At 70.7% G+C, this 22,275-nt stretch carries 21 protein-coding genes; 9 read left to right on the top strand and 12 right to left on the bottom strand.

From position 1 onward, the window contains the following. Positions 1-159: 159 nt before the first annotated feature. Positions 160-1,347: an ROK family protein gene (locus ACTOQ1_RS07695; protein WP_440065443.1), complete on the bottom strand. Its 1,188-nt coding sequence runs from the start codon at positions 1,345-1,347 to the stop codon at positions 160-162. A 268-nt stretch (positions 1,348-1,615) separates the two neighbouring features. On the opposite strand from ACTOQ1_RS07695, the gene ACTOQ1_RS07690 reads away from it, so the two are divergent. The 5 genes from ACTOQ1_RS07690 to ACTOQ1_RS07670 all read left to right on the top strand — a co-directional run bounded on the left by ACTOQ1_RS07690 (position 1,616) and on the right by ACTOQ1_RS07670 (position 7,262). Then, the gene (locus tag ACTOQ1_RS07690) at positions 1,616-3,088 is read left to right on the top strand and encodes a sugar ABC transporter ATP-binding protein (protein WP_440065442.1); all 1,473 of its coding nucleotides are present in this window, start codon (positions 1,616-1,618) and stop codon (positions 3,086-3,088) included. Then, entirely contained in the window at positions 3,085-4,128 is a 1,044-nt protein-coding gene (locus ACTOQ1_RS07685; protein ID WP_362676928.1) for an ABC transporter permease, read from the top strand. The genes ACTOQ1_RS07690 and ACTOQ1_RS07685 overlap by 4 nt, the downstream gene beginning before the upstream one ends. Beyond that, complete coding sequence (locus ACTOQ1_RS07680; RefSeq protein ID WP_440065440.1) at positions 4,125-5,063, top strand: ABC transporter permease; 939 nt, start codon at positions 4,125-4,127, stop codon at positions 5,061-5,063. Before ACTOQ1_RS07685 ends, ACTOQ1_RS07680 begins: the two co-directional genes overlap by 4 nt. 33 nt (positions 5,064-5,096) lie before the next feature. Beyond that, the gene (locus ACTOQ1_RS07675; protein WP_440065439.1) at positions 5,097-6,314 is read left to right on the top strand and encodes a substrate-binding domain-containing protein; all 1,218 of its coding nucleotides are present in this window, start codon (positions 5,097-5,099) and stop codon (positions 6,312-6,314) included. A 108-nt stretch (positions 6,315-6,422) separates the two neighbouring features. Continuing rightward, a complete protein-coding gene (locus ACTOQ1_RS07670) occupies positions 6,423-7,262 on the top strand; it encodes a sugar phosphate isomerase/epimerase family protein (RefSeq protein ID WP_440065437.1) in 840 nt (279 codons plus the stop codon). A 45-nt stretch (positions 7,263-7,307) separates the two neighbouring features. On the opposite strand, the gene ACTOQ1_RS07665 is transcribed toward ACTOQ1_RS07670, so the two are convergent. From ACTOQ1_RS07665 to ACTOQ1_RS07630, 8 genes are all read right to left on the bottom strand, one after another. Beyond that, entirely contained in the window at positions 7,308-8,942 is a 1,635-nt protein-coding gene (locus ACTOQ1_RS07665) for a CotH kinase family protein (RefSeq protein WP_440065436.1), read from the bottom strand. Positions 8,943-8,951: 9 nt separating this feature from the next. Beyond that, a complete protein-coding gene (locus ACTOQ1_RS07660) occupies positions 8,952-9,629 on the bottom strand; it encodes a DUF4956 domain-containing protein (protein WP_440065434.1) in 678 nt (225 codons plus the stop codon). A gap of 6 nt (positions 9,630-9,635) precedes the next feature. After that, entirely contained in the window at positions 9,636-10,535 is a 900-nt protein-coding gene (locus tag ACTOQ1_RS07655) for a polyphosphate polymerase domain-containing protein (RefSeq protein ID WP_440065433.1), read from the bottom strand. 92 nt (positions 10,536-10,627) lie between these two features. Continuing rightward, the gene (locus tag ACTOQ1_RS07650) at positions 10,628-12,088 is read right to left on the bottom strand and encodes a sensor histidine kinase (protein WP_440065431.1); all 1,461 of its coding nucleotides are present in this window, start codon (positions 12,086-12,088) and stop codon (positions 10,628-10,630) included. Then, a complete protein-coding gene (locus ACTOQ1_RS07645; protein WP_440065430.1) occupies positions 12,085-12,786 on the bottom strand; it encodes a response regulator transcription factor in 702 nt (233 codons plus the stop codon). The genes ACTOQ1_RS07650 and ACTOQ1_RS07645 overlap by 4 nt, the downstream gene beginning before the upstream one ends. A gap of 98 nt (positions 12,787-12,884) precedes the next feature. After that, a complete protein-coding gene (locus tag ACTOQ1_RS07640) occupies positions 12,885-14,366 on the bottom strand; it encodes a hypothetical protein (RefSeq protein WP_440065429.1) in 1,482 nt (493 codons plus the stop codon). A gap of 92 nt (positions 14,367-14,458) precedes the next feature. Next, positions 14,459-15,961, bottom strand: coding sequence for a S1 family peptidase (locus ACTOQ1_RS07635; protein ID WP_440065428.1), 1,503 nt, complete (start codon positions 15,959-15,961; stop codon positions 14,459-14,461). Positions 15,962-16,046: 85 nt separating this feature from the next. Next, positions 16,047-17,006, bottom strand: a complete 960-nt coding sequence (locus ACTOQ1_RS07630) for a LysR family transcriptional regulator (protein WP_362676917.1) — start codon at positions 17,004-17,006, stop codon at positions 16,047-16,049. Between the two features lie 457 nt (positions 17,007-17,463). On the opposite strand from ACTOQ1_RS07630, the gene ACTOQ1_RS07625 reads away from it, so the two are divergent. The 4 genes from ACTOQ1_RS07625 (at position 17,464) to ACTOQ1_RS07610 (ending at position 20,364) form a co-directional block, all read left to right on the top strand. After that, positions 17,464-18,243, top strand: a complete 780-nt coding sequence (locus tag ACTOQ1_RS07625) for a putative hydro-lyase (protein ID WP_440065427.1) — start codon at positions 17,464-17,466, stop codon at positions 18,241-18,243. A gap of 346 nt (positions 18,244-18,589) precedes the next feature. Further along, the gene (locus tag ACTOQ1_RS07620; RefSeq protein ID WP_440065426.1) at positions 18,590-18,934 is read left to right on the top strand and encodes a hypothetical protein; all 345 of its coding nucleotides are present in this window, start codon (positions 18,590-18,592) and stop codon (positions 18,932-18,934) included. After that, positions 18,924-19,925 carry an SPFH domain-containing protein gene (locus ACTOQ1_RS07615; protein WP_440065424.1) on the top strand — a complete coding sequence of 334 codons (1,002 nt, stop codon included), beginning with the start codon at positions 18,924-18,926 and terminating at the stop codon, positions 19,923-19,925. Before ACTOQ1_RS07620 ends, ACTOQ1_RS07615 begins: the two co-directional genes overlap by 11 nt. A 259-nt stretch (positions 19,926-20,184) precedes the next feature. Beyond that, entirely contained in the window at positions 20,185-20,364 is a 180-nt protein-coding gene (locus ACTOQ1_RS07610) for a hypothetical protein (RefSeq protein ID WP_440065423.1), read from the top strand. 25 nt (positions 20,365-20,389) lie between these two features. On the opposite strand, the gene ACTOQ1_RS07605 is transcribed toward ACTOQ1_RS07610, so the two are convergent. The 3 genes from ACTOQ1_RS07605 to ACTOQ1_RS07595 are packed head-to-tail and all read right to left on the bottom strand — an operon-like array spanning position 20,390 to position 22,263. Next, the gene (locus tag ACTOQ1_RS07605) at positions 20,390-20,977 is read right to left on the bottom strand and encodes an AAA family ATPase (RefSeq protein ID WP_440065421.1); all 588 of its coding nucleotides are present in this window, start codon (positions 20,975-20,977) and stop codon (positions 20,390-20,392) included. 7 nt (positions 20,978-20,984) lie between these two features. Then, positions 20,985-21,806, bottom strand: coding sequence for a patatin-like phospholipase family protein (locus ACTOQ1_RS07600; RefSeq protein ID WP_440065419.1), 822 nt, complete (start codon positions 21,804-21,806; stop codon positions 20,985-20,987). 58 nt (positions 21,807-21,864) lie between these two features. Then, positions 21,865-22,263: a PPOX class F420-dependent oxidoreductase gene (locus ACTOQ1_RS07595; protein ID WP_362676909.1), complete on the bottom strand. Its 399-nt coding sequence runs from the start codon at positions 22,261-22,263 to the stop codon at positions 21,865-21,867. Positions 22,264-22,275: the final 12 nt, after the last annotated feature.

Here is a 22,275-nt window from a genome sequence, read left to right as displayed (position 1 = left end):
GGGCAGGGCTTGCCCTTCGCGACGCTGCGGAAGCGGCCTAGCGAGAAGCCGCTCCCTTCAGGGAGCGGAGGAGTCACGGTCGAACGAGTGTCCCACGAGCGCCGCTCGCTCGCCGCTCGCTCACCGGCGCGGTCGAAGGGCGCGAACGGGCACGACCGGTCAGAGGGTGGGGACGGACACGGACCGGTCGACGCTGCCGGGGGCGAGCACGTGCTCGATGACCATGACGGCGGCGCCGATCACGCCCGCGCGGTCGCCCAGCTCGCTGGCGGTGATGGTCAGGTGCTGGGTGGCGAGGGGCAGCGACCGGCTGTAGATGACCTCGCGAAGACCGGCGAGCACCTGCTCCCCGGCCTCGGAGATGTCGCCGCCGACGACTATCACCGAGGGGTTGAAGAAGTTGACGATCGAGGCGAGCACGTCGCCGACCTCGCGGCCCGCCTGCCGGATGAGCTGGACGGCGTGGGTGTTGCCGCCGCGTACGAGGCGGACCACGTCGCGGCTGTCCTCGGCCCGCACCCCGTCCGCGGACAGCTTGGCGGACATGGCGGCGCCACTGGCGACGGCCTCCAGGCAGCCGACGTTGCCGCAGCGGCAGACGGTGTCCAGGGCCGAGGCCACCCGGATGTGCCCGATGTCGCCGGCCGCGCCCTGCGCGCCCCGGTGCAGGCGGCGGTCGCTGATGATGCCGCAGCCGATGCCGGTGCCGATCTTGACGAAGATGAGGTGGTCGGCCTCGGGGCGGGCGGCCCAGTGCTCGCCCAGCGCCATGATGTTCACGTCGTTGTCGACGAGAACGGGGGCGCCGAGGCGCGAGCCGAGCCACTCCGGAACGGGGAAACCGTCCCAGCCGGGCATTATCGGGGGATTGACCGGTCGTCCCGAGCTGTGCTCGACCGGGCCGGGCAGCCCGACGCCGATGCCGCAGATCTCGTCCGGGCGGTGGCCGGTCTCGGCGAGCATCTCCTCGAAGGTGCGCTGGAGCCAGCCGAGGGTCTCCTCGGGGCCGCGGTCTATCGACACCTCGGCCGCGCGCTCGGCGAGGACCGTGGTGCCGAGGTCGGTGACCGCCACCCGGGCGTGGGTGGCGCCGAGGTCGGCGGAGAGGACGACGCGGGCGGTGCGGTTGAACGTGAAGGCGATGGCCGGGCGGCCCCCCGAGGAGATGGCCTCCTCGGTCGGGATGATCCACTGCTGGCTCAGCAGCGCGTCGAGGCGCTGGGCCAGGGTGGATCTGGCCAGCCCGGTGAGCTGGACCAACTCGGCCCTCGTCCTGGCCTGACCGTCGCGCAGGATGTTCAGAAGCGCCCCCGCGCCGGCGATCGAACCGTTAGCTTCGCTAAGCATGCGCACAGTCAACACTCCTTGTTTCCGCCGCGTCAAAGCAACTTAGGTCCTCCACCTGTTCCATTATGCCAAATGGTGACGTGCTTTTGCTTGACCGTCGGCATAAGGGCGCTTTAGCATCCGGAATCATGGAGGAAATCGGGCGGTTACCGACGAATCAATTACCATCCGGTATCGTCGGAACCGACTTTTCGGACATATTCGCCCTACTCTTGACATCCCTGACGAGATTTACCGTCACCGAGTCTCACCCCGGGACGGTCACCCCATGATCCTGAGGATGCGTGGTATCGCCAAGAGTTTTCTCGGGGTTCGCGTGCTGAGCGGGGTCGATCTGGACGTCGCCGCCGGAGAGGTGCACGCGGTCGTCGGGGAGAACGGCGCCGGCAAGTCCACGCTGATGAAGGTCCTCGCCGGGGTGCACGCCCCGGACGAGGGCACCGTCGAGATCGACGGCGCCCAGGTGTCCTTCGCCCACCCGGTCGAGGCCCAGCGCGCCGGTGTCGCGATCATCTACCAGGAGTTCAACCTGCTGCCCGAGCGCAGCGTCGCCGAGAACGTCTTCCTGGGCCGCGAGCCCGTCCGGCGGGGGCTGGTCGACAGGGAGGCGATGGAGAGCGCCACCACCCGGCTGCTCCAGGAACTCGGCGAGACCTCCTTCACCTCCCGCGACCTGGTCCGCCATCTCTCCATCGCCCAGCAGCAGGTCGTGGAGATCGTCAAGGCGCTCTCCCAGGACGCCCGGATCATCGTGATGGACGAGCCCACCGCGGCGCTGGCCGAACACGAGGTGGAACTGCTCTACCGGCTGGTGGCCCGCCTGCGGGAGCGGAAGATCGCCGTCCTCTACATCTCCCACCGGCTGCGAGAGGTCTTCGACCTGTCCACCCGGGTGACGGTGCTGAAGGACGGCGCGCTGGTCAGGACCGCCGACACCGCCGGGATGACCTCCGACGAGCTGGTCAGGCTGATGGTGGGCCGCGACCTCGGCACCTACTTCCCCGCCAGGGGCACGGAGCCGGGCGAGGTGCGGCTCAGCGTGCGCGGCGGTGGCAACGCCGTGCTCGACGGGATCGACCTCGAACTGCGCGAACGCGAGATCCTCGGGGTGGCCGGCCTGCAGGGGTCGGGGCGCACCGAGCTGGCCAAGGCCCTCTTCGGCGCCGAGCCGTTCACGCGCGGGACGATGAGCCCGCTGCGGCCGGTGTCGGTACGGCAGGCCGTGGCCGCCGGGATCGGCCTGGTGAACGAGGACCGCAAGGCCGAGGGGCTCGCGCTGCGCCAGTCCGTACGGGACAACGCCCTGCTGGTCTCCCGCTCGGTGCGCAGGATCGGCGACGGAGGCCGGATCGGCGGGACCGGCGGGACCGGCGTCCTCGAACTCCTGAAGGCGGTACGGCTCCATCCGCCCCGCCCCGACCAGGAGGTCCGCTACCTGTCCGGCGGCAACCAGCAGAAGGTCGTGCTGGCCAAGTGGATGACCGTGGCGCCGAAGGTACTGATTTTCGACGAGCCCACGCGCGGGGTCGACGTGGGAGCCAAGGCCGCCATCCACGACCTGATGCGCGGCCTGGCGGAGGACGGAATGGCGATCATGATGATCTCGTCCGAGCTTCCCGAGCTGATCGGCATGAGCGACCGCGTCATGGTGATGCGCGACGGCCGTGTCGCGGGGGCGCTCCCGGCGGGCTCCTCCGAGGAGGCCGTCATGCGCCTGGCCGCAGGGGAGGTGCCGGCATGACCGGCCGGGTCCGGCCCGCGGCGGCGACCGGCACCGCGGGTCCCGCCGCCCCTGTCCCACCGGGCGGCGGCGGACGGCGCGCCCTGGCGGGCCGCATCGGCTCGACCCAGGTCATCTACCTGGCCCTGGTCGGGGTGATGCTCGTCGGATGGGTGCTGGTGGCCTTCGACGGGGGGAACTTCCTCACGCTGGAGACCGTCGTCGGCATCCAGCAGCGCTCGGCCGCGCTGGGCATCGTCGCGGTGGGGCAGACGCTGGCGATCCTGGTCGGGTCGCTGGACCTGTCGGTCGCGTACCTGATCAGCCTCACCTCGCTCGTCGCGGCCGAGATCATGGCCGGGCAGGACGGCGGGATCGTCCCCGGCGTCGCGGCGGTGCTCGCGGTGAGCGCGCTGATCGGGCTGGTCAACGGCCTGGTCATCACCCGGCTGCACGTCCACGCCTTCATCGCGACCCTCGGCACGGCACTGATCGTCAAGGGGATCGTGGACCACCTCTACGACGGGCCCGCGGGCAGCGTGCCCGAGTCCTTCCAGCGGCTCGGCTACGACAGGATCGGGCCGGTCCCGGTCTCGGCGCTGCTCTGGGCCGCCGTCGCGGTCGCCGTCTGGTTCCTGCTGCGCCGCACGAGGCTCGGGTACCGGATCTACGCGGTCGGCGGGGACGAGGAGGTGGCCCGGCTGTCCGGGGTGCGGACCGGCAGGATCGTCGTCGCCGCGCACGTCCTGTGCTCGGTCTGCGCGGGCGTCGCCGGGCTGCTGCTGGCGAGCAGGCTCGGCGCGGGCGCGCCCACGGTCGGCACCGACGGCGGCTACGACCTGGAGTCGATCGCCGCGGTGGTCCTCGGCGGCACGGCCCTGGCCGGAGGCCGGGGCGGGGTCGTGGGGACGGTCGGCGGGGTGCTGCTGCTCGCCGTGCTCGACAGCGTCTTCAACCAGCTGGAGGTCAACGCGTTCTTCAAGGACGTGGTCCGCGGCGTGGTCATCGTCGCCGCCGTGGCCGTCTACGCCCGCCGTACCGCCCGGAGGCGATCCCGATGAGAGCCCTCAGGTCCATGGGGCCGATCCTGGCCGTGCTCGCGGTGCTGCTGGTGCTGATCGCGATGGCCAACCCGTTCTTCCTGGAGCCCGCCGGGTTCCTCGCCTTCCTCAAGCGGGCCGCGCCGCTGGTCATCCTGGCGGCAGGGCAGTACTTCGTGATCGTCTCCGGGGAGTTCGACCTGTCGGTCGGGTCGCTGGTCACCGTGCAGGTCGTGGTGGCCGCCCGGCTGATCGACGGCCAGGAGCAGGCGACCTGGCCGGTACTGGCCCTGCTGATCGTGATCGGGCTGCTGGTCGGGCTCGCCAACGGGGTCATCACCACCGGGCTGCGGGTGCCGTCGTTCATCACCACGCTCGGCATGATGCTCGTGCTGTCCGGCGCGGTGTTCCTGTGGACCGGCGGCGCCCCGCGCGGCGCGCTGTCGGAGACGTTCAGGATGTTCGGCCGCAAGGACCTCGGCCCGGTGCCCTGGTCGGTGCTCATCCTCCTGGCCGCGGGCGCCGTGGCGATTTTCCTCATGCGCTCCGACTTCGGCAAGAGGCTCATCGCCACCGGCGACAACGAGCGCGCGGCCGGACTGTCCGGGGTCCGGGTCAACCGGACCCGGATCGCCGCCTTCGTCCTCTCCGGCCTGGCCGCGGCCGTCGCGGGCATCCTGCTCGGCGGCTTCGCGGGAGTCTCGGCCCAGGTCGGGCAGGGCCTGGAGTTCCAGGCCATCACGGCCGTCGTCCTCGGCGGCGTGGCGCTCGGCGGCGGGCGAGGCTCCGTGATCGCCGCGATGGCCGGCGCCTTCACCCTCGAGGCGCTGTTCACCCTGCTCAACCTGTACGGGATCTCGGGGGCCCTGGAGTTCGCCGTCCAGGGCGTGATCATCATCGCCGCGGTCGCGGCGAGCGCCGTACGGCTTCCGTTCAGGCGCGCAGTACGCGTCTGAACGCACCCCCAGAAAAAAAGAAGGAGACCTTCATTGAACAGGCCGATAACGGTGCTCGTCGCGGGTGTCTCCGCGATGTTGCTCGCCGCGGGATGTGCCAGCGACAAGCCGGTGACCTCCAGTGCCGCCCCCGAGACGTCCGCGGCGGCCTCGTCCGCCGCCACGGCCGCCGCGTCCCCCAACACCGGCGAGCAGTCGAAGTTCTTCGTCCAGGCCGACTACGACGCCCAGCTGGCCATGCGGACCCAGAGCGCGGAGGGGCCCGCGGACAAGCCGTGGGAGCAGGCCATCGCCCCGGAGATGGTGGACACGGCCAAGTACAAGAAGGACGGGCCCTACAACCTGTGCTTCTCCAACGCCGCCGTGAACAACCCGTGGCGGCAGGTGGGCTGGAAGACCATGCAGGCCGAGGTGGCGCTGCACAAGGAGATCAAGAAGTTCACCGCCCTCGACGCGGAGGGCAAGGACGACAAGCAGATCTCCGACATCGCCGAGCTGGTCGGCAAGGGCTGTGACGCGCTGATCGTCTCGCCCAACACCACCGCGACGCTCACCCCCGCGGTGACGGGCGCCTGCCCCAAGGTCCCGGTGATCGTCTTCGACCGCGGCGTGGACACCGACTGCCCGGTGACGTTCATCAACCCCATCGGCGGCTACGCCTTCGGCGCCGACGGCGCCGAGTTCCTGGTGGAGAAGGTGCCCGCCGGGGGCAAGGTCCTCGCGCTGCGGATCCTGCCGGGCGTCGACGTGCTGGAGACCCGCTGGTCGGCGGCGAAGGTCACCTTCGACAAGAGCCAGCTCGACGTGGTCGGGGTGGAGTTCACCGACGGCGACGCCGCCAAGACCAAGAGCATCGTGAGCGACTACATCCAGCGGCACGGCAAGATCGACGGGGTGTGGATGGACGCGGGCGCCACCGCCGTGGCGGCCGTCGAGGCGTTCGAGGACGCCGGCGTCCCGGTGCCGGCGATCGTCGGCGAGGACCAGCAGGACTTCCTGCAGAAGTGGAAGAGCGGCGGCCTCACGGCCGTCGCGCCGACCTACCCCACCTACCAGTGGCGCACCCCGATCATCGCCGCCCTGAAGATCCTCAAGGGCGAGGAGGTGCCCAAGACCTGGAAGCTGCCCCAGCCCAAGATCACTTCCGAGAACCTGGACAGCTACCTGCAGCCCAACATGCCGCCGCTGCACTACGCGCTCTGCGGTTGCGAGAAGCTGCCCGACTTCCCCGCCAACTGGGGCGGTAAGTAGGGCAGATCCACCGGGTTCCGGGCACCGCCGGGCGGCGGTGCCCGGAACCCGCCGCCACGTTCACGGGCTCACGACGAGCCCGCGCCGAACTCAGGGAAGGGGTTGCCGATGTTTCCCATCGGGGTCAACACATGGGTGTGGGTCTCGCCGCTGACGGACGAGGATCTCGCCCGGCTTGCGCCGAAGGTGTCCGCCTGGGGGTTCGACACGATCGAGCTGCCGGTGGAGCAGGCCGACGACTGGGACCCCGCGCGGGCGGCCGAACTGCTGGGGAACCTCGGGCTGAAGGCCTCGGTGGTCCTCGTCATGCCGCCGGGCAGGGAACTGGTCGGCACCGACGCGGGAACGGTCGCCGCCACCCAGCACTACCTGCGCGGGTGCGTGGACGCCGCGGTGGCGGTGGGCAGCCCGGTGATCGGCGGACCCGCCTACGCCTCGGTGGGGCGGACCTGGCGGATGTCGGACGAGGAGCGCAAGACCTGCTACGCCGAGCTGCGGGAGAACCTGGCCCCGGTCGGCGAGTACGCGGCCGAGCGCGGGGTGACGGTCGCCGTCGAACCGCTCAACCGCTACGAGACCAGCCTGATCAACACCGTCGAGCAGGCCGTCGAGGCGGTCGGCGGGATCCCGGGCGTCGGCCTCGCGCTGGACGTCTACCACATGAACATCGAGGAGCGGGACCCGGCGGCGGCCGTGCGGCGGGCCGGTGACCTGGTCGCGCACGTACAGGTCTGCGCCAACGACCGGGGCGCGCCCGGCGCCGACCACATGGACTGGCCCGCCCTCGCCGACGCCCTGCGCGCCGTGGACTATCGGGGCCCGCTCTGCATCGAGTCGTTCACCGCGCACAACCGGACGATCGCCACCGCCGCCTCGATCTGGCGCCCCCTCGCCGACACCCAGGACGCGCTCGCCACGTCGGGCCTGGCCTTCCTGCGCACCCTCTGACCTCGCGACGTGGGGGCGGCCGGAACCCGAGTGATCGCAAGGACGTCACGCGCCGCCGATCGCCTTGTCGGACCGCAGCGTCTGGGTACGGGTTCGCAGGAACGTGCGCAGGGTCTGCGCCTCGGTGTCGGCCTTGGCGGTGTCGGCGTTCTCGTTCAGCTTGTATGACGTGGTGAGATCGTCGAGCAGGCCGGACGCGGCGCCGTTGCCGAGCAGCTTGGTGTACAGGGCGCGATACTGCTCTTGGTAGACCTTCTTGAAGGCGGCGTTCTTGAGGAACCTCTCCTTCAGAGGGTGGCCCGCGCGCATCATGGCGCCGCCTTCCGGACGCTGCTGCCGGCCGCCCTGGGGCGGGGCGAGACCCTGAGACGGCTGCGCCTGCTGGGCCTGCCGGTCTTGCTGGGGGCGTCCCCGGCCGAAGCCCATCGTGATCGTGTCGTTCACCCCGCTCTTGGCGTCACCGTTGAAGGCGAGGTTGAGGTCCCAGGTGATGACCTTGAACTTCTTGGTGTCCAGGTCGTACCACAGGTAGTAGTTGCGTCCGGGTCCCGCCATGTCGTCGAAGTTGACCATGAGGTTCTGCAGGACCAGATAACGGGCGAACGACTCCACGTCCAGACGCTCGCCCAGGTCCGCGGCGAATTCGGCGTCGGAGGCCTGGTTCACCCATTTGACCAGATCGATGACCGGCTGCAGATCCTGGCCGCCGACCTTGTTGACCTGCTTGAAGTCGGTGGTGTAACCGGTCTGGTCCTCGCCCTTGTAGGTGAAGGAGCCACTGGCCAGCGACTTGTACAGCACGCCTTCGCCGAGGCCTTCCGCGTAGCCCTCGTCGAGGTACTCCACGAGCAGGCGCGGTGTGGAGGCGCGGCCGTTGACGGTGAAGGCGCTGTGGGCCGAACGCTGGGTGGGCTCACCGGAGGCGCCGACCAGCGCGATGCCCAGCGCCTCGTTCAGCATCGTCGTCGAGCCCATCGCGGCCGGCCGTACGGCCACCTGGCTGTGCCCCTGGTAGCGGCGGCCCTCCACGAACTCGTCGAAGCTGATCAGCCACGGCAGGTTCTCCGGCTCCTCGCCCTTCAAGGACGCGCCGAACCCGCCGCCCCTGGGCTGCCCGCCCTCGCCCTGCTGCCGGATCGACGGCCCATCGCCCGGTGACCGGGAGCCCTCAGGTGGCCCGCCGCCCTCGGGCGGCTGGAAACCTTCGGGTGGTTGGAAACCCTCGGGTGGTTGGAAACCCTCGGGCGCACCTCCGCGCCGCTGTCCGCCGCCGGGCATGCCCCGCTGCCTGGACTGTCCCTTCCAGGTCAGCCCGGCCAGGGTGGAGTTGCCCTTGAGCCGGACGCCCACGCTGGGGACGCGGATGCCGTCGACGGTCAGGTCGGCTTCGAGGTACTTCTTCTCGCCGTCCTTGAAGTACTCGCTCAGCATGTCCTCGTAGGCCGCGTCGGTGAAGGTGAGCTTCACCTCGTGCGCCACGGAGGTGTCGAACAGGTCCTTGGTGCCGGTCAGGTTCGTGATGACGGTCTCGGCCTCGGCGGCCTGGGAGACGGCGACGTACGGGCGGATCATCCCGCTGCCGAGCACGCCCCAGCACAGGGCCGGGAACGCCACGCACAGCACGACCAGCTTCCAGTTGTGCCGGAGTTTGACCGGGATGCGATGCTTGAGCTGCGTCATGGTGCCGGCCTACAGGTCGCTCTGGTCGTATCCGGTCAGGACGGTGACCGACTGGCCGTGGTTGCGCTCGCGCAGCGCGGCCATCACGTCGGCCGGCTCGCTACCCTTCTTGATCTTCACGGTGTACATCAGTTCCGTCAGCGCGCCCCCGCGGATCGACTCCATGCTGACCAGCTCGAACTCCTCGGTGTGCCGGATGAGCACGTCCTGGATGGCCGCGGTGTAGTCCTCGTCCGCGGGAACCTGCACCTTGACCACCTGCCGCCGCACGTTGAGCTGGAACCAGTTGAACCGGTGCATGACCACGATGATCAGCGAGATCGCCACGGCGGCGACGACGGCCAGCAGGTAGAAGCGGGTACCGACGGCCATCCCGACGCCCATGACGAGGAAGATGAACCCGACGTCGCGCGTCTCCTTGATGGCGTTGCGGAACCGCACCACCGACAACGCGCCGACCAGGGCGAAGGCGCGGGCGATGTTCGAGCCGACGACCAGCATGATCAGTGAGATCAGCATGCCCAGGATGACCAGCGTCTGCACGTAGGACTGGCTGTAGGACACGTTGCGGTGCGTGGCCCGGTACACCCAGCCGATCACCGCGCTGAGCACGAACGACAGCGACATCGCGATCGCGATGTCGGCCACGCTGAACGTGCCGGACAGGTCCTGGAAGGAGAAGTCCATGGGGTGTCATGCCTCCGGGAGAACGGTCGGCCGGTGGCGGCCGAGATCGAGATCGTGGTCGGGGATGTGGAAGACCGAGCGGGGGGCCAGCCCGTGCGCCTCCACGCTCTGGCAGTACTTGGAGACCCGGACCACCTGCAGGTTCCGCCTGGCGGTCAGGTCGGTCAGCCAGTACGGCACGCGCTCGTTGGCCTTGACCTCCACGATGGCCATGTGAGCGGGGACGATGAGCCTGTTCTCGGCGTCGGCGCCCAGGTGGAAGTCGCGGTCACGGCCCCGGACGCGGTGGTCGAAGGTGACGCGCAGGCCGACGTCGGCGTCGCGGCCCACGTAGGCGTGCCGGGTGTAACCGGTCATCGCGACGGCCCGCAGGTCCAGGCGCGAGACGAGGTCGAGCACCTCCTGAAGGAAAGCGCGCTGGGACGGCTCGTGCTCGACCATCTGCCGCCCGCCGCACAGGCGCAGCGCGTCCCGGTAGGGCAGGCTCACCCGGCGCTTCTGCGTCACCCGGTTGACCCGCTGCTTGATCTCGACGAACACCGGAGTGTCGTCCCGCACGGCGAACCGGTCGCCGTAGTGGCGCACCCGCAGCTTCCTGCGGAACCTCAGGCCCTCGATCTTCTCCCAGTAGAAGCGCAGCTGCCGGGTGTCGTAGTAGACACTCCAGATGCCGTAACCCTCTTCGCCGCTGTGACGGTCGCGGTCCAGCCGCTGCTCGATCTCCTCCCTGAGCGCGGCCGCCTCCGACGCCTCCACGAGGTACTTGATCTCATACCGGTTGAAGGCGTGCAGCTTGCTCGGGGCCCGCAGCCGGTGACCCTGGTCACCGGCCGGTTCGGCGCCGGACCCGCTTCGATCGCCGCCGCGGACCACGGAGACGGCTGGTTTGCGGAACCTTGCCAGCATGTTCCTCCTTTCGTCAGCACACATCTGACAGCACCAAGCTGGGAACAATGTGTGAACCGCGTCCGACGCGAAGATGAACCGCCGGTGGGTGTTCAGCCGTCCTGGGGCTGCTCCAGCGGGAGAAGCACGCGGAAGGCGGTGCCCCGGCCAGGGGCGCTGGTCACCTCGATCCGGCCGTCGTGCGCCCGCACGAGCGCGGCGGCTATGGCCAGGCCCAGCCCGGTACCTCCGCTGTCGCGGGAGCGGTCGGGATCGGCCCGGTAGAAGCGGTCGAACAGGTACGGCAGGTGCTCGGGATCGATGCCCTGCCCCTCGTCCCGCACTTCGACGAGCGCGGCTCCGCGGTGGGGGGCGGGTCCGGTCCCGGCGTGCACGACGCCGGGGGAGAGAACCCCGGCGACCGCGCGCGGAGCGACGGTGAGGCCGATCTCGGTGCCCGGGGAGGTGTGCTGGATGGCGTTGCCGACCAGATTGGCGATGACCTGATGCAGGCGGCGTTCGTCACCGCGCACGAACACCGGACCGTCGGAGATGATCAGCCGGATCGGCCGCTCGCGATCGCGGGCGCGAGCGGCGTGCACCACGTCTCCGGCCAGCACGTGCAGGTCCACGACGCTGGGCTCCAGCGCGGGCTCCTGGTCCAGCCTGGCCAGCAACAGCATGTCCTCCACCAGCACGCCCATGCGCTCGGCCTCGGCCTCGATCCTGCGCAGCAGCCGCTCGGCCACCGGGTCCCTGGCGTCCTGGCCGTGATGGTAGAGCTCGGCGAAGCCCCTGATGGAGGTGAGCGGGGTGCGCAGTTCGTGCGAGGCGTCGGCGACGAAGTGCCGCAACCGCCGTTCGGAGCGCTCGGACTCGCGGAGCGCGGTGGCCAGGCGTTCCAGCATGGTGTTCAGCGCGCCGCCGAGGCGGCCTGTCTCGGTGTCGGGGTCGGTGTCACCGACCCTGCGGTCGATGTCCCCGCCCGCGATGGCCTCGGCGGTCTGTTCCATGCGGGTCAGCGGGCGCAGGCCCAGCCGTACCACGGCGAAGGCGAGCGCGCCCAGCAGCAGCAGCACCAGGCTGCCCGCCGCCGCCTCGATGACCAGGATCTGCTGAACGGTCGCCCGGCTGGGCTCCAGCGACATCGCCACGGTCAGCCTGGTGCCGTCGGGCAGGCTCCTGACCAGCACCCGCCACTGACCCGTCCCCGTGCCGGGCACGGTGATCGGGCCTTGGGGGACGGTGGATATCGCCGCGGCGGGGACGACGGGCCCGTCGCCGTTCTCGACGGGCAGACTGCGCAGCAAGGTCCCGGAGGGGTCGTAGAAGGCGATCTTGAACTGGGTCGGGATCTGGACGGACTGCCCCCTGGCCACCGGCGGCGGTGGCAGGGGCGGGAGCGGGCGCCTGCCGAAGGTGACGGCCGTCTCGGTCAGCTGGGCGTCCACCCTGGACAGCAGCGAACGCTCCAGCAGCAGCACACTCGCGGTGGCGAACGCCGCCAGACCGACCGCGCACAGACCGAGCAGCGCGGCCAGCAGCCGATGCCGCAGGGGCCAGGCCCGCCTCACGGGAGGCACTGCAACCGGTAGCCGACACCGCGCAACGTGTGGATCAGCGGCGGGCCCTCAGCGTCGATCTTCCGCCGCAGGTAACTGATGTAGGACTCCACGATCCTGCTTTCGCCGTCGAAGTCGTAGTCCCACACGCGGTCGAGGATCTGCGCCTTGCTGACCACCCGCTCGGCGTTGATCATCAGGTAGCGCAGCAGGCTGAACTCCGTCGGCGACAGGTGGATCGCCCGCCCCGCCCGCCGCACGATGTGGGCCTGCTCGTCGAGCTCCAGATCGGCGTAGCGCAGCACGCCGTCGTCGACCTGCTCCTGCGCGGGCCGTATCCTGCGCATGATCGCCCGCAGCCGCAGGACCACCTCCTCCAGGCTGAAGGGCTTGGTCACGTAGTCGTCACCACCGGCGGTCAACCCCGCGATCCGGTCGGCCACCGCGTCCTTGGCGGTCAGGAAGAGCAGCAGGGGACTGTCGTCGGCTTCGCGGAGCCTGCGCGCGACCGTGAACCCGTCCAGAGCGGGCATCATCACGTCCAGCACGATGATGTCGGGCCGCTCCCGGGCCACCGCCTCCAGCGCCTGACGGCCGTCCGCGGCGGTCCGCACGGCGAAGCCGTTCAACTCCAGGGCCTCGGACAGCAGCTCGCGAATGTTCGGCTCGTCATCGACGACCAGCACCTTCACGGCGGGTTGTTCGTTCACGACCTCGTTCTACCTGCCCGGCGTGAGAGAACGGTGAGAACGACCGGTCGAGCACGGGCGGCCCTGCCCGAAGGTGCCGGCGGGAGCGACGGAGTCGTTCAGCGACCGGCGCCCCCGTCCACCTCGCCGGGCGTGCCCGCGGCGCCCGGTGCCCGGCGGGGGCGCCTGAAGAAGGCGGCCACCGCGTAGGGGTCGACGGGGTCGGCGAGCAGGGCGAGCATCTCCTCCCTGCGCTCAGGATCGACCTTGAACGGGTGGCCGAACACGTGCGGCCCCGTCCCGTCGCCCAGCACCCTGGTCAGCATCAGGTCCCCGGGCAGCGCCTGCCCGGACAGCAGCTCGTCGGTCAGCGTCACCCGCTCCCCGGCCTCGCCCCCGTCGCCGGCGGCGGCCACGGTGATCTCGTCCCCGGACACGCCGAGGACCTCCCACAGCCGCAGCGGCGTGCGCCGCCAGGACTCCAGCAGCTCCACCTCGTCGTCGCGCAGCCACTCGGCCCGCGCGTCCAGGAACTCGCCGACGACGTCGTTCTCGAACAGCGCCAGGTCGGCCAGGGCGGGCTCGGCCACCCGGACGCTCAGCGCGATCAGGTCCTCGATCAGCCGGTGGCGGGCCGGGCGGTAGGCGTACGCGAGCAGCTGCCGGAACAGGTGCGCGGCCCGTTCGGGCAGCGGGGCGCCGGGGTCGGTGCGGCACGCGGCGTACTCGGCGGCGTCGCGCACGGCCGGTGCCATGCCGGGGGAGAGGGAGAGCACCTCGGAGATCAGCCCCGACGCCTCGAACGAGCGGCCCTCGCCCTCGGCCGACCTCGCGATCAGCAGCAGCGCGGCCGGCTCGGTGCGGGGCAGGGCCTCGACCAGCGCCGGACCGAGCGGCTCGCGTTCCACCTCGTCGGCGATCCTCGCGAGCACCACCTCCGACCGCGACAGGTAGGTGACGGCCTTGGAGAGGTCGGCGCCCTCGCCGTACGTCCGCAGCGCGCTGCGCACCAGGGCCAGCCTGATGATGTCCAGCGGCGCCAGGTCGGCGACCGACGCGGTGTCCCACGGCGCGCCCACGATGCCCACCCGGCCGTCGCGCAGCTCCAGCGAGGCGTTGCGCAGCAGCGGCGACAGCGGGGGCAGCGGGTCGGCGAAGGTCTCGGGGGCCTTCATCAGCAACTCCAGGACCACGACGTCGACCGGCACGCCGGGACTGGGCTCCAGCCCCTCGGCGAAGGCGCGCAGCGCGTCGAGCGCCTGCTCCCCGAACTCCTGGACGACCCGCACCGCCCGCTCGGCGGGGACGTCGTCCAGCTCGGTGACCGACAGCTCCAGGGTGCCGCCGCGCAGGCGCAGCGCGACCACCTGCTCGGGCTCCACCCCGTCGAGCCAGCCGTCGGGGCCGGTCAGGACGGGCTCGCCGGTGTCGAGCGAGGTGCGTATCCGGCCACCGCCCGCCAGCGGCACCCCCTCGCCGTCGGCCAGCCGGGCCCACAGCCGCAGGTCGTCGGAGGCGGGCAGCACCCCGCTCGCCAGCTCGGCCCGGGTGGCGAGATGCGTCAGCACCGCGCCCTCGCTCAGCGTCAGAAGGTCGCTCATCTCTCCATTGTTCTCGACGTCCGGGCATGGCGACGCCGCCCTCCCCCACGAGGTCGCACGGGCTCGTGGGGGAGGGCGGCGGGGAGAGAGCCCTACGGCCTGGTCAGGCCGAGGGTGTAGGAGCCGGAGCCGCTGTAGGCGTGCACCCGTACGCGGTAGGTGCCCGCGGTGCCGCTGTAGGTGAAGGCCTCATCCGGGTTGGGGGTGGTCCCGCTGGCCACGGTCGTCCAGGTGGAACCGCTCAGCTTCTGCAGGTAGGCGTCGTAGTCGGTGCCGTTGGGGCCGTCCAGGCAGACGCGGTGGACGCCCGCGCCGGCGCTGTAGCCGGAGGTGCCGGGCTGGTAGGCGTTGGCGTTGGACGTCAGCGAGCCGGTGTAGGAGTTCTGGTAGCCGCTGCAGCCGGTGGGCGGCGGGGTCCCGTTGGTCACCAGGGTGAGCCCGTACACCGAGAGGATCTCGTTGATCGGCTGGTGGTAGGTCGTGCCGCCGACGCTGCAGTTGCCCGAGCCGCCGGAGGTGACGCCCTGGGCCTGGCTGCCGGAGATGTAGGAGCCGCCGGAGTCGCCGGGCTCGGCGCACACGGTGGTGCGGGTCAGGCCGGTGATGGTGCCCTCGGGGTAGGTGACGCTCGTGTTGTGCTGGCTGATGGTGCCGCAGCGGTACTGGGTGGTGGAGCCGGAGCGGCAGATGGAGCTGCCCACGACCTGCTGGGTGGAGCCGGTCACCGGAAGGATGCCCGCGCTGTAGCCGTTCACCACGCCGGTCGGGGTCCAGTTGGTGTTGACCGCGACCCACGCGTAGTCGTTGCCGGGGAAGGACGAGCCCTGGAAGGTGCCCTGGGCGACCCGGTTGTAGCCCTGGGTGGCGGTGCCCGGCGTGCCGCAGTGGCCGGCGGTGGCGAAGCCGCCCTGGCTGCCGCGGGTGACGGAGAAACCGACCGAGCAGCGGCCGCCCATGTAGAAGGCGTCGCCGCCGCGGACGTCGTAGAGGGGCCTGGGCTTCTCCTGCGAGGCCTCGACGCGGACCAGCGCCCTGTCCACGCCGCTGCCGTCCACGAACGCCTGCGCCTCGGCGACGTCACCGGCCAGCACGACGACGCTGTTGCTCGGCAGGTCGACGTACCAGGACGGGATCGACTTCGGCGCGGTGGCCACGAGCTGGTCGAGCCGCTCCTTGGCCGTGTCGAGCGTGGCCAGGGAGTTCTTGACGAGCTTGACCTCCGCGCCCGACTTCGCGAGTGAGGCGACCTTGGTGGAGTCGCTGGTGGCGATCACCAGGTTGGAGGTGGGACCGGTCACCCAGGATCCGGCGAAGGCGGCGCCGAGCTGCCCGCGGAGGGCGGGCTCGATCTTGGCGGCGGCCGCCTCGTTGATCAGCCTGGCCGTGGCCTGCTCGGCGGTGCCTCCGAGGTCGCGCCGGACGGCGTCGACCAGGCCCGGTGACGGCTTGGCGGTGGCCTGCACCAGTGTCCGGGCCTCGGCGAGGGTGTACGGGGCGGCGGGTTCGCCGGGTCCCTGGTGAGCGGCGGTGGCGGGGGTGGCCACCATCGCGACAGCGAGCGCGAAGCCCGCTGTCACGGCACTTCTGCGGAGCATGGGTTCTCTCCTCATGTGGGGGGTGCCGCCAAAGTAACGGCGTACACATGAGGCGCGCCTCTACCAGATGTCTCCTATCGTCACGTTATGGAGAGGTGCCCAGCCCGGGGTTCCCGGCCAGCCACGCGGCGTATCGCCTGCTCCGCCCGATCGCGTCGGAATGCGCGGCCTTCGCGTGTTCGAGGATCGACGTCGCGACCGCGGCGCTGGACGCCTCCGGGTGCCAGCCGAGCAGCTGCCGCCAGCGCAGCGGAGCTCCCGCGAGCGGTACCAGCTTCAGCCCCTCGGCGGGCTGGAAGGTCGCCTGGCACAGCGCGGCGGCGCGGCCGACCTTGGCCAGGTGCATGCAGGTGGCCACGTCGGTCTCGTAGATGGTCTTGGGAGTGAAGCCGGCGCGCGCGCAGGCCGTGGCGAAGCAGTCGCCGAAGCAGCTGTCGCCGGGGGTGACCGTCCACTGCTCGTCGGCCAGCTCCGCGAGTTCCACCTCCTCCCTGTCCACCAGCGGATGGTCCTCGTTGAGCAGCACGAAGACCGGGTCGGTCCCCACGGTCGACCACACCACCGGCCCCTCCACCGGAGGAGGGCTCTCCCCGCAGGCGCCGATGAACGCGAAGTCGATCCGGCCCAGCATCACCATGGCGGTGAGCTCCCTCGCGGACCAGGAGGTGTGGGTGCTCACCGGGGTGGACGGCCAGGCGGTGGCGAGGCGGTCCATCAGACCGCCGAGTATCGGTCCGTGGGTGGCGCCCAGCCGGTAGCTGGGGATGTCGGCGTTCGCGTTGGCGAATCGAAGTGCCTCCTCCTGGAGTTCGCGGGCCGCGGGCAGCAGCACCATCGCGCGTGACAGGACCAGCTGCCCCAGAGGCGTGGGCCTGGCGCCGTTGTGGTCGCGTTCGAAAAGAGCTCCCCCGAGAACCCGCTCTATACGTTTGAGCTGCGCCGTCAGGGCGGGTTGGGCCAATCCGAGGTGGGTGGCGGCCTTGGTGACGCTGCCGGCCTGTGCCACCGCGCGCACGATCTTGAGGTGTCGGAGCTCGAGATCCATACCGGGAACGTAAGGCCGGGACGTTATAGCTGCAATGCAAACATGTCATGAAATGTAACTCAATTTTGTCGAATCGTTCCAAAAGGGATTTTGGCTCCTTGATCGGTATATTTATGGACATCCTTTAGCGCCTTGCCGGTCGTCTCGTCTAGAGAACTCCCGCTCCACCTGGCCTCAGCCTGACGGTGGTGTCCGATATCCGAGATTCCTGGGATTCGGGCTTCGCCGATATTCCGGCCGCCGGAGCCGCCGGAGCCGCCGGTCTCCGGCACCCGCGTTCCCCGTGTGCGGCGGGGGACACCACTGCCTGATCATGTACCGGTGGAGGTCGCTCGCGCACTCCCCGCGCGGGTGAGGGACGCGTCGCCCGGCCGCGTACCGGCGGAGGCCGGTCGCGCGTTTCCCACGCGGGTGAGGGACTCTGGCCGGGAGGCGGGGCCGAGGCTATGATCCGCTGATGGACGTAGCGGCGCTCACCCCCGCGCAGGCCCGTAAGCACTTCAGGGAGGGGCTGCGGGCACCCACCGCGGGGTGGTGCCGGGGCTGGACCCAGGCCAACCTGCTCGCCGTGCCCCGCGAGCTCGCCTACGACCTGCTCCTGTTCGCCCAGCGCAACCCCGTCGCCTGCCCCGTCCTGGACGTCGGCGACCCCGGCGCGGTGAGTACCGGCCTGTTCGGCGGCGACCTCCGCACCGACCTGCCCGCCTACCGCGTCTACGAGGACGGCAGGGCCGTGGCCGACGTCGACGACGCTCGCGACGTCTGGCGGGACGACCTGGTCGCCTTCCTGCTGGGCTGCAGCTTCACCTTCGAGGACGCCCTGCTGAGGGCCGGGGTGCCGGTGCGGCACATCGAGGCGGGGACGAACGTGCCCATGTACCTCACCTCGATCGCCTGCCGTCCCGCGGGCTCGTTGAGCGGCCCGCTGGTCGTCTCGATGCGCCCGGTCCCCGCCTCCCTGGTCTCGGCCGCCGTACGGGTGACCGCGAGGTATCCGGCCGTGCACGGGGCGCCGATCCACGTCGGCGACCCCGGCGAGATCGGGATCGCCGACCTGGGCGTGCCCGACTTCGGCGCCCCCGTCGAGGTACGGGCGGGGGAGACGCCGGTCTTCTGGGCCTGCGGGGTGACGCCGCAGGCGGCCGTCATGGCGAGCGGGGTGTCCTTCGCCATCGGTCACCTGCCCGGCCACATGGCGATCACCGACGCCAGGGACGACCGCTTCCAGGTTCCGTGATCCCGCTCCCCGGCGCCCGTCTCCCGTCGTCGCGCGGCCGTCCGTGACGCCGTGCGCGCGCCGGACGCTTCGGCTCGGCGGGGCATACCCGCGCGCGGCCGTGAGGTCGCGCGCGAAGCCCGGGACGCGAAGCCCGGGACGCGAAGCCCGGGACGCGAAGCCCGGGGCGGCTAGTGCGACGTTCCTTTCTGGAATACAGTCGCGGGCCGGAGAAAACCTGGGTCCACGGCGGCCTTCGCATCGCTGATGGCCACGCGGTCGCCATGTGCGCCTGGCAGCCGCTGGGCACAGCAGCACCGGGCCGATACCCCTTAAAGAACACCCGGTTTGGGTCTACGGTCAGCTCATGCTCGTGTTGTGGGCGGCCTTGTGGGGCCTGGCGGGAGGGCTGTGCGTGGAGGCCCTGGAATTGCACGCGCGAATCAGACGGGCCCGCAAATGGTCCTGGCGACAACCGATCCCGCAGGGCCGGGCAGCCTACTGGACGTCGGTGGCGATCCGGGCGGGAGTGGGCGCGGTGCTCGCGGCGGCGGCAGCGGCCAGTGGGCAAATAACCGGGGCGTTTGGCGCACTCGGGCTAGGGGTCGCCGCACCGCTGGTGGTGGAGAAATTCGCCCGCCTCGCCACCCTGCCCGCCGAGGCCAAACCGCCGGCCGTCACCCAGCAGAAGGCACCTACCGATGCGGGCTGAAGCCTCCTTCGGGCAGCGGCTGCTGGCCGCGCTGGCCCGCCTAGACGACATCAACGCACCTCCCGCACAGACGCAGCCAGTGCACGGGAGCTCCTTCGGGTGGCGCCTGTTGGGTGCGCTGGCCCGCTGGGACCCCGAACCGCCGGAGGTCACCGTCCCCAGCGGCATGATCGGCGTAGTGGTTACCTCTGACGGTGTGCTCCCCGATCCGCTGCCTGAGGGAAGCACCTACCAGCCGAGCCTTAAGCACGTAGTCCTGATTCCCGCCCGCGTCCTGTTCCTGCGATGGGCCGACGACCACGACCCCGACGACTACGACATAGCCCTGGAACCCCTTCTCGTCGTCGTGCAAGGATTCCGTCTCCGCGTCGAGATGGGGGTGCTCCTGCGAATCCCCGCGTCGGCGGCCCCTGCGCTTGTCAGCGCCTTCGGCGAGGACCTGCCGGTCCAGCGATTCGTCGAGCGGGTACTCGACCCGGTCGTACGGGCCCGCTTTCTCAAGGCCCGCACACTGGAGGAGCTCCTGATCGGTTACGAGCGTCTCCGCGCCGACCTAACCGCGGCCCTCACCGAGACACTGGCGGCGCGAGGTGTGCAGTTGCAGGCGCTCACCATGGGCGCAGCCAATCCCGACGACCCGGCCCTCACCGAAGCCCTGCGCCAGATCGCCGCTGCTGAGATCGAGGGCAGGGCAGTGGCCATCGTCACGAACGAGGAGATTCAGCTCAGGGAGACCACGACCAGCCCGGATGACGGTCGACGGCTGGAAGAACTCATCCTGCTGAACAAGATCGAGCAGATCAGCGCCGACGCCGTCGCCGCCCCGAAGCTGCTGCAGGACCTCGTTACGATGCAGGTCCCAAGATATGTCAGGGACGGCGACGCCAGATTCCTGCTGGACACCATGTCACTGGACCAGGCCCGGGAACTCGTGCAGCGGGTGCTGCGGGAGACCGCCACCGAGCGAGCCCACACCGAGGAGAACTCCTAGTGAGACGTTCCTCAAAGCAGGTGGGCAAAACGGCGTCGGCGGCGACGAGGCTCGGGAGCCGGACGGCCCCAAATCCAAGGGCGGGGAGCGGGTGTTGGGCTGGGTGGTGGCCACGGCGGTGGCGTAGGCGATCTCTTCGGGGTCGGCGAAGGTCTGCCCGGCCAGGGCCTGGCGACGGAAGATGCGCCACCAGGCTTCCCGCAGGTTGAGCCAGCAGGCACCCTTGGGGACGAACACCTGCTGGATCGGTGGATGCTCGGTGAGTCATTCGCGGGTGGAGACGCTGTTGCGACTGGAGAGACTGCCGGTGATCACCGCGATCGTGCCGACCGGGTTGGCCTGCTCCGGCAAGGTCAGGAAGCGCTGTCATCCGGCGCTGCTTCGGGAGGAGGCGCACACGGTGACCGCGTGGCCATCAGCGATGCGAAGGCCGCCGTAGACCCAGGTTTTCAAGGAACGTCGCACTAGGGGCGGGCGGTCTTCCAGGAGGTGACGAGCCTGTCCAACTGTGACGTGAGCGCGGGGGCGCCGGGCCGGTTGTCGATCTCGTCGTGGGGCACGACGGGTGGTTCGTCGACCCTGATGGCCCGCAGGTAGTCCTCGAAGCGGTCGAGCTTGCCCGCGTCCCTGGCGAGACCTCTGGCCTCCAGCCGGGAACGCAGCGTCGGACCGTCCGAGCGGACCCAGAGGAGACGTATGGGCGGCCCGCCCAGCTGTCCGGCCCAGCGTTCCCACGCCGCCGCGTCGTGCACCTGGGTGGTGAAGGGGCCTTCCAGCATCACCGGGCAGCCGTGCGAACGGATCTGCCGGGCGACCTCGGTCAGTCCCTCGTACTCGTGACGCTTGACGTGCTCGTCGTACCAGGGGCCCTCGCGTTCCCCGTCGTCGCGGCCGTGGGCGCGAAGGGTGGCGGCGACGAAGCCGCCGTAGACGGTGTCCTTGTCGAGCAGCGCGGGAACCGGGTCGAGCAGCGCCAGCAGCGCCGCCGCGACGGTCGACTTCCCACCTCCCGGCGGCCCGCTCACCACCCACAGCGGCGCCACCCCGCTCACGCCGATCTCAGTCCCTCCAGACTCTGGCCACGCTCTCCTCGACGGCGGGAGCCTGGGCGAGACCGGCCTCGAAGGCGGGGCGCCACAGGCCCGGGTCGAGGACGTTGGTGCCGAACACGGTGACCGACGCCTCGTCGGGGACGACGTGGGCGATCGCGGCGTCACCCAGTTCGGCGAGCTCGGCCTTGAGCCGCGCCTTCGGCGAGGTGTGCGCCAGCGGTTCCAGGAGGACCACGGCGGAGCTGCCCGCCGCCAGATCGGCGTTCGTGGCCGAGCGGACCCCGCCGTCCATGTAGCGGCGCCCGCCGATCTCCACCGGCGGGAACACGCACGGGACCGCGCAGCTGGAGGCGACCGCCGACACCAGCGGCGCCCCCGAGTCACGCTCCCAGACCACGAACTCGCCGGTCCCCACGTCGACGGCGGTGATCAGCAGGCGGCGCTCCGGCCATTCCTTGACGGGCAGCCGGTTACCGATCGTCTCGATCCTGGCGCCGGTGTCCTTCACCGCGAGGGCCATCTCGCCGACCCGGCGCCGGGCCTCCTGGGGGTCCAGGGACGGGTCGTAGAGCAGGCTGAAGGCGGTCATGACCGCCTCCATGTCGATGGCGGAGACGGTCGCGACCTCCGTGTTCGCCTGGACGCCGACCGAGCTCTCCAGGTCGGCCTCGGTGGCGACGAGCGTCCCGACCACCGACCCGGCGGAGGTGCCGACGACCAGGTCCGCCTCTCCCAGCTCTACGCCCGCCCGGCGCAGACCGGTGATGATCCCGGCCTCCCAGGCAATGCCCGCCACGCCCCCGCCACCCAGCACCAGTGCTCTCGTCATGCGCCATTCTTACCTGATTCGCCTGCCCCGCAGGGGAAGCGCACCCGGGTACGGGGATTCAGACGTCGCGACCCTTCATGCCCTCCTGGGCGGGGTCGACGCCCCAGGAGATGATCCGCCTGGGGTGGATGCGGATGATCTCCCGGCTGAAGTACGGGGAGGGCGGATCGTGGTCCTCGACGGCCTCGGCCTCGCCGCGGATCTCCACGCCCCTGACCCGCCAGGGGTCGGTGGAGGCGACGTCGTCCACCACGAAGGCCACCTGCGGGTTCGTCCGGACGTTGTGGAACTTCCTGGTGGTGCCCATCGCGCGGCCGTAGATGTCGACGACGCCGGTCTCGATGTCGACGCGGAACCCTGTCGGGCTGTTCTGCAGGGAGCCGCCGGGGCCCGTCGTGGCCAGGCGGCCCAGGCGCTGCTCCGCGAGGTAGGCGAGTTCCGCCTTCGTGAATGTCATGCTCCCCCTCTT

The organism is Streptosporangium sp. OZ121 (assembly GCF_051918885.1).
Taxonomy (GTDB): Bacteria; Actinomycetota; Actinomycetes; order Streptosporangiales; family Streptosporangiaceae; genus Streptosporangium.
The sequence above is the reverse complement of the archived record's forward strand: the minus strand, read 5'-3'. Positions and strand labels throughout refer to the sequence as shown.